16 protein-coding genes are annotated in these 14,368 nt (G+C 67.4%); 7 read left to right on the plus strand and 9 right to left on the minus strand.

Features of this window, described 5'->3' with window-relative positions; genetic code table 11:
- Nucleotides 1–6 precede the first annotated feature (6 nt).
- Nucleotides 7–1,527, plus strand: coding sequence for a glycosyltransferase family 39 protein (locus tag ABKS89_RS09340; protein WP_348589524.1), 1,521 nt, complete (start codon nt 7–9; stop codon nt 1,525–1,527).
- Nucleotides 1,528–1,539: 12 nt separating this feature from the next.
- Here the strand turns inward: ABKS89_RS09340 and ABKS89_RS09345 are convergent, their stop codons facing one another.
- The gene (locus tag ABKS89_RS09345; RefSeq protein ID WP_045210136.1) at nt 1,540–1,857 is read right to left on the minus strand and encodes an Mpo1-like protein; all 318 of its coding nucleotides are present in this window, start codon (nt 1,855–1,857) and stop codon (nt 1,540–1,542) included.
- Between the two features lie 148 nt (nt 1,858–2,005).
- Between ABKS89_RS09345 and ABKS89_RS09350 the strand changes: the two genes are divergently transcribed.
- Nucleotides 2,006–3,004 carry an AraC family transcriptional regulator gene (locus ABKS89_RS09350; protein WP_348589523.1) on the plus strand — a complete coding sequence of 333 codons (999 nt, stop codon included), beginning with the start codon at nt 2,006–2,008 and terminating at the stop codon, nt 3,002–3,004.
- Between the two features lie 168 nt (nt 3,005–3,172).
- Here ABKS89_RS09350 and ABKS89_RS09355 read toward each other — a convergent pair whose 3' ends face one another.
- Nucleotides 3,173–4,627 (minus strand): TrkH family potassium uptake protein, encoded by a 1,455-nt coding sequence (locus tag ABKS89_RS09355; protein ID WP_138212795.1) that lies wholly within the window; start codon nt 4,625–4,627, stop codon nt 3,173–3,175.
- 179 nt (nt 4,628–4,806) lie between these two features.
- Here ABKS89_RS09355 and ABKS89_RS09360 point away from each other — a divergent pair, with 179 nt between their 5' ends.
- Nucleotides 4,807–5,367, plus strand: coding sequence for a nitroreductase family protein (locus ABKS89_RS09360; protein WP_138212796.1), 561 nt, complete (start codon nt 4,807–4,809; stop codon nt 5,365–5,367).
- Here the strand turns inward: ABKS89_RS09360 and ABKS89_RS09365 are convergent.
- From ABKS89_RS09365 to ABKS89_RS09395, 7 genes are all read right to left on the minus strand, one after another.
- The gene (locus tag ABKS89_RS09365) at nt 5,348–5,827 is read right to left on the minus strand and encodes a hypothetical protein (protein ID WP_348589521.1); all 480 of its coding nucleotides are present in this window, start codon (nt 5,825–5,827) and stop codon (nt 5,348–5,350) included. The two genes, ABKS89_RS09360 and ABKS89_RS09365, sit on opposite strands and share 20 nt — an antisense overlap.
- A 26-nt stretch (nt 5,828–5,853) precedes the next feature.
- Complete coding sequence (locus ABKS89_RS09370) at nt 5,854–7,191, minus strand: sensor histidine kinase (protein ID WP_348589519.1); 1,338 nt, start codon at nt 7,189–7,191, stop codon at nt 5,854–5,856.
- 93 nt (nt 7,192–7,284) lie between these two features.
- Nucleotides 7,285–7,740, minus strand: a complete 456-nt coding sequence (locus ABKS89_RS09375) for a Spy/CpxP family protein refolding chaperone (protein WP_045210140.1) — start codon at nt 7,738–7,740, stop codon at nt 7,285–7,287.
- 170 nt (nt 7,741–7,910) lie between these two features.
- Nucleotides 7,911–8,588: a response regulator transcription factor gene (locus tag ABKS89_RS09380; protein ID WP_348589517.1), complete on the minus strand. Its 678-nt coding sequence runs from the start codon at nt 8,586–8,588 to the stop codon at nt 7,911–7,913.
- 13 nt (nt 8,589–8,601) lie between these two features.
- Nucleotides 8,602–9,024, minus strand: coding sequence for a translation initiation factor 2 (IF-2, GTPase) (locus ABKS89_RS09385; protein WP_348589515.1), 423 nt, complete (start codon nt 9,022–9,024; stop codon nt 8,602–8,604).
- A 107-nt stretch (nt 9,025–9,131) separates the two neighbouring features.
- Nucleotides 9,132–9,431 carry a YciI family protein gene (locus tag ABKS89_RS09390; protein ID WP_192431999.1) on the minus strand — a complete coding sequence of 100 codons (300 nt, stop codon included), beginning with the start codon at nt 9,429–9,431 and terminating at the stop codon, nt 9,132–9,134.
- A 1-nt stretch (nt 9,432) separates the two neighbouring features.
- On the minus strand, nt 9,433–10,026 hold the full coding sequence (locus tag ABKS89_RS09395) for a septation protein A (RefSeq protein WP_138212802.1): 594 nt from the start codon (nt 10,024–10,026) through the stop codon (nt 9,433–9,435).
- Between the two features lie 214 nt (nt 10,027–10,240).
- Between ABKS89_RS09395 and ABKS89_RS09400 the strand changes: the two genes are divergently transcribed.
- The 4 genes from ABKS89_RS09400 to ABKS89_RS09415 all read left to right on the plus strand — a co-directional run bounded on the left by ABKS89_RS09400 (nt 10,241) and on the right by ABKS89_RS09415 (nt 14,334).
- Nucleotides 10,241–11,116 carry a PHP domain-containing protein gene (locus ABKS89_RS09400; RefSeq protein ID WP_348589514.1) on the plus strand — a complete coding sequence of 292 codons (876 nt, stop codon included), beginning with the start codon at nt 10,241–10,243 and terminating at the stop codon, nt 11,114–11,116.
- Complete coding sequence (locus tag ABKS89_RS09405; RefSeq protein ID WP_045210146.1) at nt 11,113–11,742, plus strand: L-threonylcarbamoyladenylate synthase; 630 nt, start codon at nt 11,113–11,115, stop codon at nt 11,740–11,742. The genes ABKS89_RS09400 and ABKS89_RS09405 overlap by 4 nt, the downstream gene beginning before the upstream one ends.
- A 100-nt stretch (nt 11,743–11,842) precedes the next feature.
- Nucleotides 11,843–13,018 (plus strand): tryptophan--tRNA ligase, encoded by a 1,176-nt coding sequence (locus tag ABKS89_RS09410; RefSeq protein ID WP_518301037.1) that lies wholly within the window; start codon nt 11,843–11,845, stop codon nt 13,016–13,018.
- A gap of 287 nt (nt 13,019–13,305) precedes the next feature.
- The gene (locus ABKS89_RS09415) at nt 13,306–14,334 is read left to right on the plus strand and encodes a segregation/condensation protein A (protein ID WP_518301003.1); all 1,029 of its coding nucleotides are present in this window, start codon (nt 13,306–13,308) and stop codon (nt 14,332–14,334) included.
- Nucleotides 14,335–14,368: the final 34 nt, after the last annotated feature.

Raw genomic sequence — 14,368 nt, forward strand, 5'->3', positions numbered from 1 at the left:
GCTGTGATGTCTTCCCGCGAGTCCCCGAGCCTGCCTGAGCTGTTGCGCCAGTGGTGGTTCCTGCCGCTGCTTGCCCTCGCACTGTGCCTGCGCCTGTACGAGCTGACCGGCTCGGCCATCTGGGGCGACGAAAGCTCCAGCCTGTTCCTCGCCCGCTATTCGCCGCTGCAACTCTGGCAGCACGCCGCCCACGACGTGCATCCGCCGCTGTACTTCTACCTGCTGCACCTGTGGACCGGGCTGCTGGGCGAGGGCGTGTTGTCGCTGCGCCTGTTCAGTGCGGTGTTCGGCACTCTCGCGGTATTCCTCGGCGGCTGGCTGGCCTGGCGCCTCGCCAGTCGCCGCGCGGCATTGCTCGCTGTCGTGTTGCTGGCGCTGCTGCCCACGGCGGTGCGCTACAGCCAGGAAGTGCGGATGTACTCGCTGCTCGGCTGCTGGTTGATGGCGGCGACCCTGGCCTTGCTCTACTGGCTGGAGGAGGGCAGGCGCCGCCATCTGCTGGCTTACGTCCTGCTGATGGCGGCGGCGTTCTACACCCACTACTTCAGCCTGTTCGGCCTGCTGGTGCACTGGGCCTGGTTGGCGACGTTGCCGAACAGCCCGCTGTGCCGGCGCGACTGGTGGTTGGCCAACCTGGCCATCGCCGTGCTGTTCCTGCCCTGGTTGCCCGGGTTACTGGACCTGGTTCGCCACATGGCGGTGCTGGTCGCTGGCGGAGACGTGGGCTGGGCGCCGCCGGTGGATGGCCGCTCCGTTCCGTCGATGCTCTGGCAATGGCTGGCGCAGTCCGATGGCAACGAGCTGGCATGGCCTCTGCTGGTGGGTGTGCCGTTGCTCGTGGTGGGGGCGATGTTGCTGGTGCTGCATCATGATCGCAGCCGCCAGCGCGCCGGCGTGTTGCTCTCGCTCTACGTCGGCCTGCCGCTGCTGGGGTTGTATGGCGTGTCGTTCGTTTCGCCGGTGTTCGTCGAGCGCTACCTGACGGCCTTCGCGCTGGGCCTGCCGCTGCTTTTCGCGCTGGCGCTGGACCGCCTGCTGGAAGCGCGGCGTGCGCTGGGAGTGGTGATGCTTACGACGTTGCTTGGCCTGCAGGGCCTGGGGCTGGCGCGCGCCTACGAGACGGACGCGGACGAGCAGTTCGACGGGATGGTCGCCTACGTCAACGCCCATTACCGCGCCGGCGACCGGGTGGTGGTGGACGATATCCTCTGGTACCTGGCGTTCCGTTACTACAACCGCACCGGCAGCGAACCGCTGCTGTACACCGCGCCGGCTGCGGGTGGTTCGTCCGGGCGGCCGGGGCACTATGGTTTCGGCTCGCTGATCGATGACCGCCAGCACAGCTTCGTCGACCGCCTGGCCGACCTGCCGCCAGGCGATGGTCGCGTGTGGCTGGTGATGAGTCGCTACAACGACCAGGAGATTCCCGACGTGCCCGCCAGCTGGCGACGCATCGCCCAGCACGCCGGCGGGGAAGTGCAGGCGCTGCTGTTCGAACGCGCGTCGCTGCGAAACGCCGCGCGCTGATCGCTCAGTGGCTCAGAAGCGGATGCGCCCGGTGAAGGCGTCCTTGAGCATCACCCAGTCGCCCATCAGCGACCACAGCGGGTACTTGAAGGTGGCCGGGCGGTTCTTCTCGAACACGAAGTGGCCGACCCAGGCGAAGCCGTAGCCGGCCAGCGGCATGGCCAGCAACCACAGCCAGTGCCCGCTGACGATGGCGTAGGCGAGGATCGACAGCACCAGCAGGCTGCCCACGTAGTGCAGGCGGCGGCACACGGCGTTGCTGTGCTCCTGCAGGTAGTACGGGTAGAACTCGGCGAAGCTCTGGAATCGATCGGCGGTCTGGGTGCTCATGGCGCACCTCCTGTTGTTGTGATGGCGCCAGTGTAGGCTGGTGCCTTCAGACTTGCGGATGACAGTGGGGGCCAGTTTAGTATCCCCCTGTGCCGCCGGCTTATCCGGCCGTTCGGCGCGGATCACCACCATAACCAGAAGAAATTGCATGCCTGAGCGTACGACCCTGTCGAGCTGGGTGCGGGGGATCGTCCAGTCGCTGGAGCTGGAAGGCCTCGACTGCCGCGCGCTGTTCACTGAACTGCAGCTGGATTTCGCCGCCCTCGACGACCCCGATGCGCGCTTCCCACAGGACGCCATGAGCCGTCTGTGGAACCGCGCTGTGGAGTTGTCCGGCAACCCGGCCATCGGCCTGAACATTGCCCGCGTGCACACGCCGGCGTTCCCCGTGGTGGGTTATGCGCTGATGTCCAGCCGCAACCTGGGCGAGGGTTTCGAGCGCCTGGAGCGCTACCAGCGGATCATCGCCGAGGGCGCCGACCTGACCTTCCGCCGCCTGCCCGAAGGCTGCCTGTATCGCATCGTGGTCCACGGTGATCTCCTGCCCGTGCCGCGGCAGAGCGCGGAGTGCTCGCTGGCTAGCCTGATCGCGATGCTGCGCTGGATCACCGGACGGGCGATCAAGCCGCTGGAGGTGCGTCTGGCGGGTGATGCGCCGCCGCATATCGAACCCTACCGCGAGCTGTTCCAGGCGCCGCTGAGCTTCGGTCATGCCGATTGCGCGATGCTGTTCTCCCACGAGGACATGGGCGCGCCATTGCCCACCGCCAACGAGGAGCTGGCGCGCCTGCACGACCGTTTTGCCGGGGAATACCTGGCGCGCTTCGTCAGCAGCCGTTTCAGCCATCAGACGCGCCAGGTGCTGTGCCGCCTGCTGCCCCAGGGCGAGCCCAAGCGCGAAAGCGTGGCGCAGGCGCTGCACCTGTCCGAGCGCACCCTGCAGCGACGCCTGCAGGAAGAGGGCACCAGCTACCAGCAACTGCTCGACGACACCCGCCGCGAGCTGGCTCAGCAGTACCTCGCCACACCGCGCATGACGCTGCTGGAGATCGCCTACCTGCTGGGATTCTCGGAGCCGAGCAACTTCTTCCGCGCCTTCCGCCGCTGGTTCGGCAAGACGCCGGGGGAGTACCGTGAGGACTTGTGAGTCGTTGTGTAGAAGCGCCGTGTGCCGGCGTTCCCGGTATATCGGTATGTAGGATGGGTGGAGCGCAGCGATACCCATGCTGTCGGTGCGTGGATTCGATGGGTATCGCTGCGCTCCACGCCATCCTACGGCCTGTTCATCCGGCCCACTAAGCGGCTGCTGGGGCGATCAGTGCCGCCAGAAGGCCGGGGTGAACAGCACCAGCACGGTGATGATCTCCAGGCGCCCGAGCAGCATGCCGCCGCAGAGCAGCCACTTGGCCGCGTCCGGCAGCGAGGCAAAGTTGCCCGACGGGCCGATGATCGGGCCCATGCCCGGGCCGACGCCGGCTACCGTGCTGGCCGCACCGGTGAGCGAGGTCATCCAGTCCAGGCCGAGGAACGACAGGCCCAGCGCCAGGCCGCCGACGGTGGCGCCGAAGAAGAACGAGAAGGTCAGGATCGAACGTACGATCTCTTCGTCCAGGCGGTGGCCGTTGTAGCTCTGGCGGATCACCGCGCGCGGGTGGATCAGCTGGTAGAGGCTGGCGCGCAGCAGGGTGTAGGCCACCTGGAAGCGGAAGATCTTGATGCCGCCGGCGGTGGAGCCGGAGCAGCCGCCGATGAAGCCCAGGTAGAAGAACAGCATGATCGAGAAGTGGCCCCACAGGCTGTAGTCGCCCAGGGCGAAGCCGGTGGTGGTGACCACCGAGGTCACGTTCACCGCGACGATGCGGAAGGCGTCCAGCCACGGCAGGCTGGACGTCACCGAGTACCAGGTGCCCATCACCAGCCAGGTGAACACCAGCAGTGCGAGGAAACCATGCACCTGGTGGTCGCGGATCAGCGCCTTGCGGTTGCCGCGCAGGGTGGCAACGTAGAGCACGAAGGGGATGCTGCCCAGGATCATCACCACCACCGCGACCCAGTGCACCGCCGGCTGGTGCCACTTGGCCAGGGACTGGTCGGAGGTGGAGAAACCGCCGGTAGAGATTGCCGACATCGCGTGGTTGAGCGAATCGAACAGGCCCATGCCGGCCCACCAGAAAGCCAGGGTGCCGGCGATGGTGATGGCCACGTAGACCCCGACTATGTACTTGGCCACCATGTGCGAGCGCGGCATGACCTTGTCGGAGCGGTCGGAGGATTCGGTCTGGAACAGGCGCATGCCGCCGATGCGCAGCATCGGCAGGATCGCCACCGCCATCGCGATGAAGCCGATACCACCCAGCCAGTGCAGCAGCGAGCGCCAGATGAGGATGCCCGGCGACATCTTGTCCAGCCCGGAGAGGATGGTCGAGCCCGTGGCGGTGATGCCCGACATGCTCTCGAAGATCGCGTCGGTGAAGCTGATGTGCCGCGCGAACATGAACGGCAGGGACGAAAAGAAGCAGACGATCACCCAGCTCGACACGGTGAGCATGTACATGTCCCGCGGGCGCATGTGTACCTGCTCCGGGCGGCCGGGAATGACCATGCCCAGCCCGCAGGTGAAGGTGATGATCGCCGACCAGATGAACGGGTGCAGCTCGTTGGCGCGGCCGTAATACAGCAGCGTGGCCATGGGGACCAGCATGGCGACCGCCAGCGTGATCACGAAGATGCCGATGATGAATCCGAGGGTGCGTAGTGTCGGCAGGGCCATGCGCTGAGGTCTGAATCCAATAGGAATCGGCCATTTTACCTGCCGCCTGCCGAGAGTAAACCGCGTGACGCCGTTCCTCTTTACAAGTTGGGCGGATAAGGAGCGCGCCGTCTTTCCCGGACAAATGCGAACCCTTTGCGTCTACAATGGCGGCTTTCGAGATTGACTGGAGGCAGCCCATGGAGGCTCTCGACGCGTTGCTCAACCGTGTGTCCCATGCCCGCCTGAGCGAGCCGGCGCCGTCCGCCGAGCAGCTGGACCGCCTGTTCCGCAGCGCCTTGCGCGCCCCGGATCACGGGCAGCTGCGCCCCTGGCGTTTCCTCACAGTGGAAGGCGAGGCGCGCAAGGAACTGGGTGAGCTGTTCGCCCGCGCCGTGGCGGCCAATGAGCCGGACGGCAAGCCCGAGGCGCTGGACAAGGCGCGCGCCATGCCGCTGCGCGCGCCGCTGCTGGTGGTCGCCGTGGCCCGCCTGCAGGATCACCCCAAGGTGCCGGAGATCGAGCAGTGGCTGGCGGCGGGTTGCGCCGCCCACGGCATCATCCAGGCGGCCTACGTCGAAGGGTTGGGGGCGATGTGGCGCACTGGCGCCATGGCGTTCGATCCGCTGGTGCGCGAGGGCCTGGGCCTGGCCGAGAACGAGCGCATCGTCGGTTTCATCTACCTCGGCACGCCTATCGGCGAGCTGCGCCGCCCGGCGCCGCTGGACCCGGCCGGGTTCGTCAGCGCCTGGCGGGGCTGAGCGGCAGTTCCAGGCGTACCTTCCAGCCAGCGCCGCGGGCGCGCCAGAGCAGGTGCCCGCCCTGCCAGGCGGCCAGGCGCCGCGCCGGGGGCAGGGCTTCCGGCAGCCAGGCCCGCGCATGCGGGTCGTAGCCTTGCAGATCCAGACGCAGCTCACCGCGTGCTGAACTGAGCGACAGCTCCAGCGCAGCATGCGGATGGCGCGCTAGCGCCCCTTCCAGCAAGGCATCCAGGGCTTCGCCCAGCGCATCCGGCCAGCTTTCCAGCGGCCAGGTTCCGCTCTGCGGCAGGCTCAGGCGCAAGCCGGGCCAGCGTGCGCGCCATTGCGTGGCGAGACGCGCCAGTTCCACCGCCAGCACCAGGTACTGCGGATCATCGTAGGGTTCGCTGCGCAGCAGGGCTGCCGGCGGCAGCGCCTGTTGCAGGGCGGGACTCGGGACAGCGAAGGCGGGAAGGCTCATGGTTGCTCTCCGATAATGCGCTCGGTTCAGGCGGCCTGGCGGCGCAGCGGCAGGTCGATGCTGGCCAGGAAACCGCCCTCGGGATGGTTGCCCAGGCGCAGCCGCCCGTGGTGGCGCTCGATGGCGCGGCGGGCGATGGCCAGGCCCAGGCCATGGCCGGGGCTGCTCTGGTTGGGAGCGCGGAAGAAGGGTTCGCCCAATTGCGTCAGGTGTTCCTCGCTGGCGCCGGGCCCGTGGTCGCGCACGCTGATGTGCAGGCGTTCGCCGTCGATCCGTGCCTGTACTTCCAGCGGCTGCTCCGCCGGGTTGAAGCGCAGGCCGTTGCGCAGCAGGTTGTCGAGGGCGCGTTCGAGCATGTCCGGCCAGCCGTCGAGGGCCAGTTGCGGGGCGACGTCGAGCTGGATGTTCTGTTCCGGGTAAAGCAGTTGCGCGTCGTTGCGCAGGCGCTCGAACAGCGGCAACAGGTCGATGCGGCTGGTCGGGCCGGGCTCGGCGTCGAGGCGGGCGAGGGCGAGGATCTCGCTGATCAGCGCCTCCAGACGGTCGCACTCCTGTTCCAGGCGCGGCCACATGGCGGCGCGCTGTTCGGGTTCGGCGCGTTCGGCCAGGGCCAGGGCGATGCGCAGGCGCGCCAGCGGTGAACGCAGCTCGTGGGAAACATCGCGCAGAAGCTGGCGCTGGCTGCCGATCAGCCCCTGCAGGCGGGCACCCATGCGGTTGAAGTCGCGGGCCAGCACGCCCAGTTCGTCACCACGGCGGGAGAGGCGGGCGAGGCTGTCCTGTTGATAACTGGTCTGGCCGAGGTCATGCACGGCGCGGCGCAGACGGTTCAGCGGGCGGGTGATGGACAGCGTCAGCAGCAGGCTGAACACAGTCAGCACCACCAGCGCGATGCCCAGCGCACTCAGCGGCCAGAGCAGGCTGCTGCGGTGCCAGGCCTGCAGCGTCGGGTGCGGAATGCGGTAGATGAACAGGTAGGTCTGGTCGGTGCGGCTGCTGGTGTATTCCTGGCTCAGCTGGCGCCAGGGGAAGCGCGGCAGGTCGTTGCGATCGAAGTTGTTGTCGCGCGGGCGTGGCGGGCGCGGCAGGTAGGTACCGTTGACCAGGCGCTGGCCGGTCTCATCGAGCACCTGCACCGAGAGTTCGTATTGCTTGCGGCGGCTTTCCAGCAGTTCCTGCGCGGCATCCGGGCCTTGCGTCTCGTAGAGCAGGGTCCATTGTTTGGCGATGTCATGCAGGCCGGGATAGCGCGCGATCACCCAGGTGTCCTGGTTCAGGGCGCGGCCCAGCAGGATCGACAGTCCGGCCACCAGCAGGAGGGCGAGCCAGAAGGCGGCGAGGATCCGCCAGAAGAGTGAACGCATGGTCTTCCTGTTCAGCCGCATGGTCTATCCGTTGTCAGGGGCTCCACGGCAAGGCGCCGGGTAGAACCCGGCGCCTGCGCTTGCTGGAGCGAATCAGTTGGTCTTGGCGCCGTCCTTCTGGGCCTTCCAGGTCTGGAATTCAGCCCATTCGGCCTTGCGCTGCTCACGCTGCTTCTTCATCTCGTCGAACTTCTTCTGCTGCTCGGGAGTGAGGATGCCGCGGATGCCGGCGTCGGCCTTGTCACGGTTGGCCTTCAGTTCTTCCTGCATGGCCTTGCGGTCAGCCTCGGGCAGCTTGTTCCAGTACTTCTCGGTGATCGCGCGGCGATCCTTCATCGAGTCGCCCATCAGCTTGCCGACTTGCTGGCGCTGGTCCTGGGTCAGGTTCAGTTCGCGGAACGCACCGCCGTGTTCGCCGCGGTGCATGCCCGGGCCGTGGTCCTTCATGAACGGGGCCGGCGGCGGAGCGTCGGTCGGCGCGGGAGTGGCCGCCAGCGCGACGGTCGGCAGGGCGGCAGCGATCAGCAGGGCGGTCAGGGTCTTGCGCATGGTGTTTCTCCTTTCAGGGGCCGGTCGTTACCGGATGAGCCCAGTCTAGGGTCGGCAAGGTCAAGGGCGGTCAGTCCCACGTAAAGCTTCGGTAAAGATTACGTGAAGCCCGCCTGGAAACTTTACGAAGCCCGGGCCAGAGCGGCCCGGACCCTCCGCAGGGCGAGACTTCAGGCTGCGTAGAAGTAGCCGCGCCCCCGCAGGGCGAGGATGCGCGGGCGACCGTCAGGGTGGCTGCCGAGCTTCTTGCGCAGGTTGCTGACGTGCATGTCCAGGCTGCGGTCGTACAGGGTCAGCTTGCGGCCCAGCGCGAGCTGCGCGAGGGCCTGTTTGTCCAGCGGTTCGCCCGGTTGGCGCAGCAGGGCTTCGAGGATGCGGCTCTCGGAGAGGGTCAGGCTGATTTCTTCGGCGCCGATGCTGGCCACGCCACGCGACAGGTTCAGCGCCAGGTCGCCCAGTTCCAGTTGCGCGGCGGGTTGCGCCGGGTGGCTGCGGCGCAGCACGGCGCGCAGGCGGGCGGTCAGCTCGCGGGGGTCACAGGGCTTGGCCAGGTAGTCGTCGGCGCCCAGCTCCAGGCCGAGGATGCGGTCCAGCGGCTCGCCGCGGGCGGAGAGCATCAGCACCGGCAGGTCCGGGTGGTCGCTGCGCAGCGACTTGAGCAGTTCCAGGCCGCTGCCGTCGGGCAGCATGACGTCGAGCACGACCGCGTCCGGCGCGCGGCTGCCCAGCGCGGCGCGGGCCTGCGCCCCATCGTGGGCGGCGCGGATGCTGAAGCCTTCCTGGGTCAGCCAGGTGGTCAGCAGTTCGCAGAGTTCGACGTCGTCGTCGATCAGCAGCAGTTCACTCATGAAGAGGCTTCTTTCAGTTGATCCATTCGCGGCGCGAGCGGCGGCGGCCACGGCTCAGCATGCCCAGGATGAACGCCAGCAGGGCGGTGCCGGCGCCGGTTACGTACCAGGCCTGTTGCTCGCTGAGCAGGCGCGGCGGCTGGTTGGCCTGGGCCTCGCGCAGCTGCAGCTTCAGGCGCTGGTTTTCCTGGGTGAGACGGGCGATGCGGGCTTCGTCCTGGCTGTTATCCTGCTGTGCCGGTTGCGCAGCCAGTTGCGCAGCCAGTTCGGCGCGCTGCCGTTCGCTGTCAGCCAGGCGCTGCTCCAGTTCAGGATGGGCGGCCGGCGGTTGAGCTGATGCTTGGACAGCGGCTTGCGCCGGTTGCTCCGTGACGGGCTCTTCGGCGAGGGCGGGCAGTGGCAGGACGAGGCAGGCGAGCAGGGGCAAACGGCGCATCGGGACTCCTTGTTCGATGATGTGCCGCCGTCCATGGCCATCCCGGCGCTGTCCGGCTGCGGTGCCCCGCGGCGCTCCGTGCCTCGGGGTGCAACGCTCGCGCGCTGTTAGGGCAGGACTTTCTTGAACGGCTTGACCACGACTTCGGCGTAGACGCCGGCGGCGCGGTACGGGTCGGCGTCGGCCCAGGTCTGGGCGGCGGCCAGGGAGTCGAACTCGGCGACGATCAGGCTGCCGGTGAAGCCGGCGGCGCCCGGATCGTTGCTGTCGATGGCCGGGTGCGGGCCGGCCAGCACCAGGCGGCCTTCTTCCTTCAGCTGCTCCAGGCGTGCGATGTGCGCGGGACGGGCGGCCAGGCGGCGTTCTTGGGAAGCGGTGATATCACGGGCAATGATCGCGTAGAGCATGTCAGTCCTTGGGTTTTTCGCCGGTAGGCTCATCGTGCATGTGGCGGGCCAGGAACACGCCCTGGCCGATCAGGAACAGCAGGGTCATGCCCAGGCTGCCGAACACCTTGAAGTCCACCCAGTAGTCCTGGAAGGTGAAGGCGACGAACAGCTGGACACAGCCGCAGATCAGGAAGAACAGCACCCAGGCGACGTTCAGTTTCGCCCAGAGGGAATCGGTCAGGTGCACCGCATGGCCCATGATGCGCTGGATCAGCGGCTGGCCGCCAATGAAGTGACTGCCGGCGAAAGCCAGGGCGAAGAGCCAGTTCACCACCGGCGCCTTCCACTTGAGGAAGGTTTCGCTGTGGAAGGCCAGGGTCATGCCGCCGAACACCAGGCACGCGGCGAGCGTCACCCACTGGCCCTTGTCCAGCTTGCGCTGCTTGATCAGCAGGGCGCCGTAGACCACGACGGAGGCGGCGATCAGCACGGCCGTGGCGCTGTAGATCCCGCCGACCGAGAAGCTCTGGCCGGCGAGTTCGACGTTGCGCGGGTCGAGCTTGTAAACGATGAAGAAGAGAATGAGGGGAATGAAATCGATGAATTGCTTCATTACGGCAGCCAGAGCCCAGTAGAGCCGGCATAATACCAACCTGCGGATGAACTGAAAGAGCCATCCGCCCAACGCTGCGTCAGATCATGGTTTCAAGCCATTGCCGCGGGAGCGTTGGCACAGAAACGTCTATACAGAAAGCTATCCCGACACCAATCTGCTCCGACACATAGCTATCCTGACACAAAGCCACCCTGCATTCCCTGGAAGCCCCATGCGAGTCGATCTGCACTGCCACAGCACCGCGTCCGACGGACAGCTCAGCCCGACGGCCCTGGTCGAGCGTGCCCATGGGCGCGGCGTGCGCGTGCTGGCGCTGACCGACCACGACACCCTCGACGGCCTGCCCGAGGCGCGCCGCGCCGCACAGGCGCTGGGCATGGAACTGGTGGACGGCGTCGAAGTGTCCTGCACCTGGGGCGGGGCGACCATTCACGTGCTCGGCTACGGCTTCGATGTGACGGCCGAGCCGCTGGTAAAGGCGCTGGACGACCTGCACCGCGCCCGCTGGACCCGCGCCGAGGAAATCGGCCGGCGCCTGGAAGCCAAGGGCATGCCCGGCGCCTTCGAGGGCGCGCGGGCGATTCAGGCCGAACTGGGCGACAGCGAAAACGCCCCGGCGCGCCCGCACTTCGCCGAGTTCCTGCTGCGTCAGGGCTACGTCAAGGACCGCGCCGAGGCCTTCCGCAAGTGGCTGGGCGCCGGCAAGCTGGGCGACGTCAAACAGCACTGGCCGAGCCTCGCCGACGCCGTCGGCACGCTGCGCGCAGCGGGCGCCTGGATCAGCCTGGCGCACCCCTACCAGTACGATTTCACCCGCACCAAGCGGCGCAAGCTGGTGGCCGACTTCATTGCCGCCGGCGGTCATGCGCTGGAAGTCTGCAACGGCCCGCAGCCGGCCGAGCAGGTCGGCGTGCTGAGCATCCTCGTCCGCGAATTCGGCCTGATGGTCACCGCCGGCAGCGACTTCCACGGCCCCAGCGACTGGTCTGAGCTGGGCCTTTACCGGAGCGTGCCGGAAGATCTGGCGCCGCTCTGGCCGCGCTTCGCCAGCGCCGAGAACGCCATCGGGATCAAGGAGACTCCATGAGCCAGTTCTTTCAGATCCATCCGGAAAACCCCCAGGCGCGCCTGATCAAGCAGGCGGTGGAGATCGTCCGGCAGGGTGGGGTGATCGCCTATCCCACCGACTCCTCCTACGCGCTGGGCTGCCGCATCGGTGAGAAGTCCGCGGTGGAGCGCATCCGCCACATCCGCCGGCTCGACGACAAGCACAACTTCACCCTGGTCTGCCGCGACCTGTCCGAGCTGGGCCTCTACGCCAAGGTCGACACCGGCCTGTTCCGCCTGCTCAAGGCACACACGCCCGGCCCCTACACCTTCATCCTCAATGCCACCCGCGAAGTGCCGCGCATGCTGCTGCACCCCAAGCGTCGCACCATCGGCCTGCGCGTGCCGGCCTGCCCGATCGCCCTGGCGCTGCTGGAGGAGCTGGGTGAGCCGCTGATGAGCGTCAGCCTGATCCTGCCCGGCCAGAGCGAGCCGCTGAACGATCCGTACGAGATGCGCGACTCGCTGGAGCACCTGGTCGACCTGATCATCGACGGCGGTTTCGGCGGCGGCGAGGCCTCCACCGTGATCGCCCTGACCGACGAAGACCCGGTGGTCGTGCGTGTCGGCTGCGGCGACCCGGAACCCTTCATGGTCAACGCCTGAACACGCCCGGCGTGCTGGCTATACTCCCTCGTCCCATCGCCGAACCCGCGAGGTTGACCGCTTGACCAGCGTCGAATCCCTGCGCCGTGTGCTGTCCGGCATGCGCCCCACCGGGCGCCTGCACCTGGGGCATTACCACGGCGTGCTGCAGAGCTGGGTGAAACTGCAGCACGAGTACGAATGCTACTTCTCCATCGTCGACTGGCACGCGCTGACCACCGAGTACGACGAGACCGCCAGCATCCGCCAGCACGTGCGCGACATGGCCATCGACTGGCTGGCGGTGGGCGTCAGCCCCAGCGCCGCGACGATGTTCATCCAGTCCCAGGTGCCCGAACACGCCGAGCTGCAGCTGCTGCTGTCGATGATCTGCCCGCTGTCCTGGCTGGAGCGCGTGCCGACCTACAAGGAGCTGCAGGAAAGGATGGTCCACAAGGATCTCTCCACCTTCGGCTTCCTCGGCTACCCGCTGCTGCAGGCCGCAGACATCCTGATCTACCGCGCGGGCCTGGTGCCGGTGGGCTCGGATCAGTTCGCCCACGTCGAATTCACCCGCGAGATCGCCCGCCGCTTCAACCACCTGTACGGCGGTGAGGTGGACTTCGAGGACCGCGCGCAGACCGCCATCGCCCGCCTGGGCAAGAAGACCGGCAAGCTCTACAGCAGCCTGCGCCGTGCCTGGCAGGAGCAGGGTGACGCCGAGGCGCTGGAGACCGCCCGCGCGCTGCTCATGGAGCAGCAGAGCCTGACCCTGGGCGACCGCGACCGGCTGTTCGGCTACCTCGAAGGCAGCAGCCGCGTGCTGCTGCCCGAGCCGCAGACCCTCACCAGCCACGCGCCGAAGATGCCGGGGCTGGACGGGCAGAAGATGTCCAAGTCGCACCACAACACCATTGCCCTGCGCGACAGCCCGGCGCTGATCGAGGAGAAGATCGCGCGCATGCCCACCGACCCCGCGCGCGTGCACCGCCGTGATCCGGGTGATCCGGAGCGCTGCCCGGTGTGGCAGTGGCACCTGATCTACTCCGACGACAGTTGCCGCCAGTGGGTGCAGGAAGGTTGCCGCAGCGCCGGGATCGGCTGCCTGGACTGCAAGCGGCCGGTGATCGAGTCGATCCTCCACGAACTGGCGCCGATCCAGGAACGCGCACTGGACTACGAGGACAACCCCGAGCTGGTGCGCAGTATCCTCGCCGAAGGCGCCGAGCGCGCCCGCGAGGCGGCGCGGGAGACGCTGGTTGAAGTGCGGCATGCCATGGGGCTGTCCTACCGCTGACGAATCGTAGCTCTCCCGGCAATCGGTGCCTGCTATCCCCTCACCCCAGCCCTCTCCCAGAGGGAGAGAGGGCCGTCCGTGCCGGCTGATGCCATGGTTTCCGCCTGCTCCGGCCGGTTCCCTCTCCCGCTTGCGGGAGAGGGTTAGGGTGAGGGGCTTCTGATCTTGTAGGAGCGGACTTCGCACAGGCAGACGGCGGCCCGCGCAAATCCGCCAAAAGCCCCTCGCGCCGCCGGCAAAAGCAGGGATAATGCCGCCTTCGAACCCCAGCGCCTGACGAGTGGCCGATGAGTGACCTGACCGAGCCGGAAGCCCCCGCCGCCGCCCCTGAATACCAGGTGCCGGTGCAGCTGGCGCTCGTCTACGGCGAGGCCCTGACGGAGATGCCGCAGGACCTGTACATCCCGCCGGACGCCCTGGAGGTCTTCCTCGAAGCCTTCGAGGGCCCGCTCGACCTGCTGCTCTACCTGATCCGCAAGCAGAACATCAACATCCTCGACATCCCCGTGGCGGAAATCACCCGCCAGTACATGGGCTACGTCGAATTGATGAAATCGGTGCGCCTGGAGCTGGCCGCCGAGTACCTGGTGATGGCCGCCATGCTCGCCGAGATCAAGTCGCGCATGCTGCTGCCGCGCTCGGCCGAGGCCGAGGAAGAAGAGGAAGACCCGCGCGCCGAGCTGATCCGCCGCCTGCAGGAATACGAGCGCTTCAAGAAGGCCGCCGAGGACCTCGACGACCTGCCGCGCCTGGGCCGCGACTACGTGGTGCCCACCGTCGCCGCGCCGGATGCGCGGGCGCGCCGGCTGTTGCCGGAAGTGGACATGCAGGAGCTGATGCTGTACATGGCCGAGGTGCTGCGTCGCGCCGACCTGTTCGAAAGCCACCAGGTCACCCGCGAAATGCTTTCCACCCGCGAGCGCATGACCGAGATTCTCGAACGCCTGAAAGGTGAAGGCTTCGTGCCCTTCATCACGCTGTTCCGCGTCGAGGAAGGCAAGCTGGGCGTGGTAGTGACCTTCATGGCGGTGCTGGAGTTGGTCAAGGAACAGCTGGTGGAACTCGTGCAGAACGAAGCCTTCGCGCCGATTCACGTCCGCGCCCGCACGGAAGTGCAGGAAGGCGCCGCGCGCTTCGGGGAAACATCGGAAGAGGTGCTGGAAGAAGCGCTGGAAGAGGGCGACGAAGACGTCTTCGAACCACGCGAGGAGCCGCCAGCCGAGCTGACCTTCGAGGACGGCCACTTCGGCGGCCCGGAAGGCGAGGCAGCGCTTGAGCAGGCACTGGACGGCGAGCCGGAAGACGAGCCGCTCTGATCCGCCAGCGTTGCCCTGGCGCCGCGCTTTGAGT

The sequence above is a fragment of the Pseudomonas sp. LABIM340 genome (genome assembly GCF_040017195.2).
Classification (GTDB): domain Bacteria; phylum Pseudomonadota; class Gammaproteobacteria; order Pseudomonadales; family Pseudomonadaceae; genus Pseudomonas.

What these genes read in the sequence shown, in the direction of transcription:
- ABKS89_RS09340 (WP_348589524.1), top strand. Translation starts at nt 7, where the DNA reads ATGTCTTCCCGCGAGTCCCCGAGCCTGCCTGAGCTGTTGCGCCAGTGG.
- ABKS89_RS09345 (WP_045210136.1), bottom strand. Translation starts at nt 1,857, where the DNA reads ATGAGCACCCAGACCGCCGATCGATTCCAGAGCTTCGCCGAGTTCTAC.
- ABKS89_RS09350 (WP_348589523.1), top strand. Translation starts at nt 2,006, where the DNA reads ATGCCTGAGCGTACGACCCTGTCGAGCTGGGTGCGGGGGATCGTCCAG.
- ABKS89_RS09355 (WP_138212795.1), bottom strand. Translation starts at nt 4,627, where the DNA reads ATGGCCCTGCCGACACTACGCACCCTCGGATTCATCATCGGCATCTTC.
- ABKS89_RS09360 (WP_138212796.1), top strand. Translation starts at nt 4,807, where the DNA reads ATGGAGGCTCTCGACGCGTTGCTCAACCGTGTGTCCCATGCCCGCCTG.
- ABKS89_RS09365 (WP_348589521.1), bottom strand. Translation starts at nt 5,827, where the DNA reads ATGAGCCTTCCCGCCTTCGCTGTCCCGAGTCCCGCCCTGCAACAGGCG.
- ABKS89_RS09370 (WP_348589519.1), bottom strand. Translation starts at nt 7,191, where the DNA reads ATGCGTTCACTCTTCTGGCGGATCCTCGCCGCCTTCTGGCTCGCCCTC.
- ABKS89_RS09375 (WP_045210140.1), bottom strand. Translation starts at nt 7,740, where the DNA reads ATGCGCAAGACCCTGACCGCCCTGCTGATCGCTGCCGCCCTGCCGACC.
- ABKS89_RS09380 (WP_348589517.1), bottom strand. Translation starts at nt 8,588, where the DNA reads ATGAGTGAACTGCTGCTGATCGACGACGACGTCGAACTCTGCGAACTG.
- ABKS89_RS09385 (WP_348589515.1), bottom strand. Translation starts at nt 9,024, where the DNA reads ATGCGCCGTTTGCCCCTGCTCGCCTGCCTCGTCCTGCCACTGCCCGCC.
- ABKS89_RS09390 (WP_192431999.1), bottom strand. Translation starts at nt 9,431, where the DNA reads ATGCTCTACGCGATCATTGCCCGTGATATCACCGCTTCCCAAGAACGC.
- ABKS89_RS09395 (WP_138212802.1), bottom strand. Translation starts at nt 10,026, where the DNA reads ATGAAGCAATTCATCGATTTCATTCCCCTCATTCTCTTCTTCATCGTT.
- ABKS89_RS09400 (WP_348589514.1), top strand. Translation starts at nt 10,241, where the DNA reads ATGCGAGTCGATCTGCACTGCCACAGCACCGCGTCCGACGGACAGCTC.
- ABKS89_RS09405 (WP_045210146.1), top strand. Translation starts at nt 11,113, where the DNA reads ATGAGCCAGTTCTTTCAGATCCATCCGGAAAACCCCCAGGCGCGCCTG.
- ABKS89_RS09410 (WP_518301037.1), top strand. Translation starts at nt 11,843, where the DNA reads ATGCGCCCCACCGGGCGCCTGCACCTGGGGCATTACCACGGCGTGCTG.
- ABKS89_RS09415 (WP_518301003.1), top strand. Translation starts at nt 13,306, where the DNA reads ATGAGTGACCTGACCGAGCCGGAAGCCCCCGCCGCCGCCCCTGAATAC.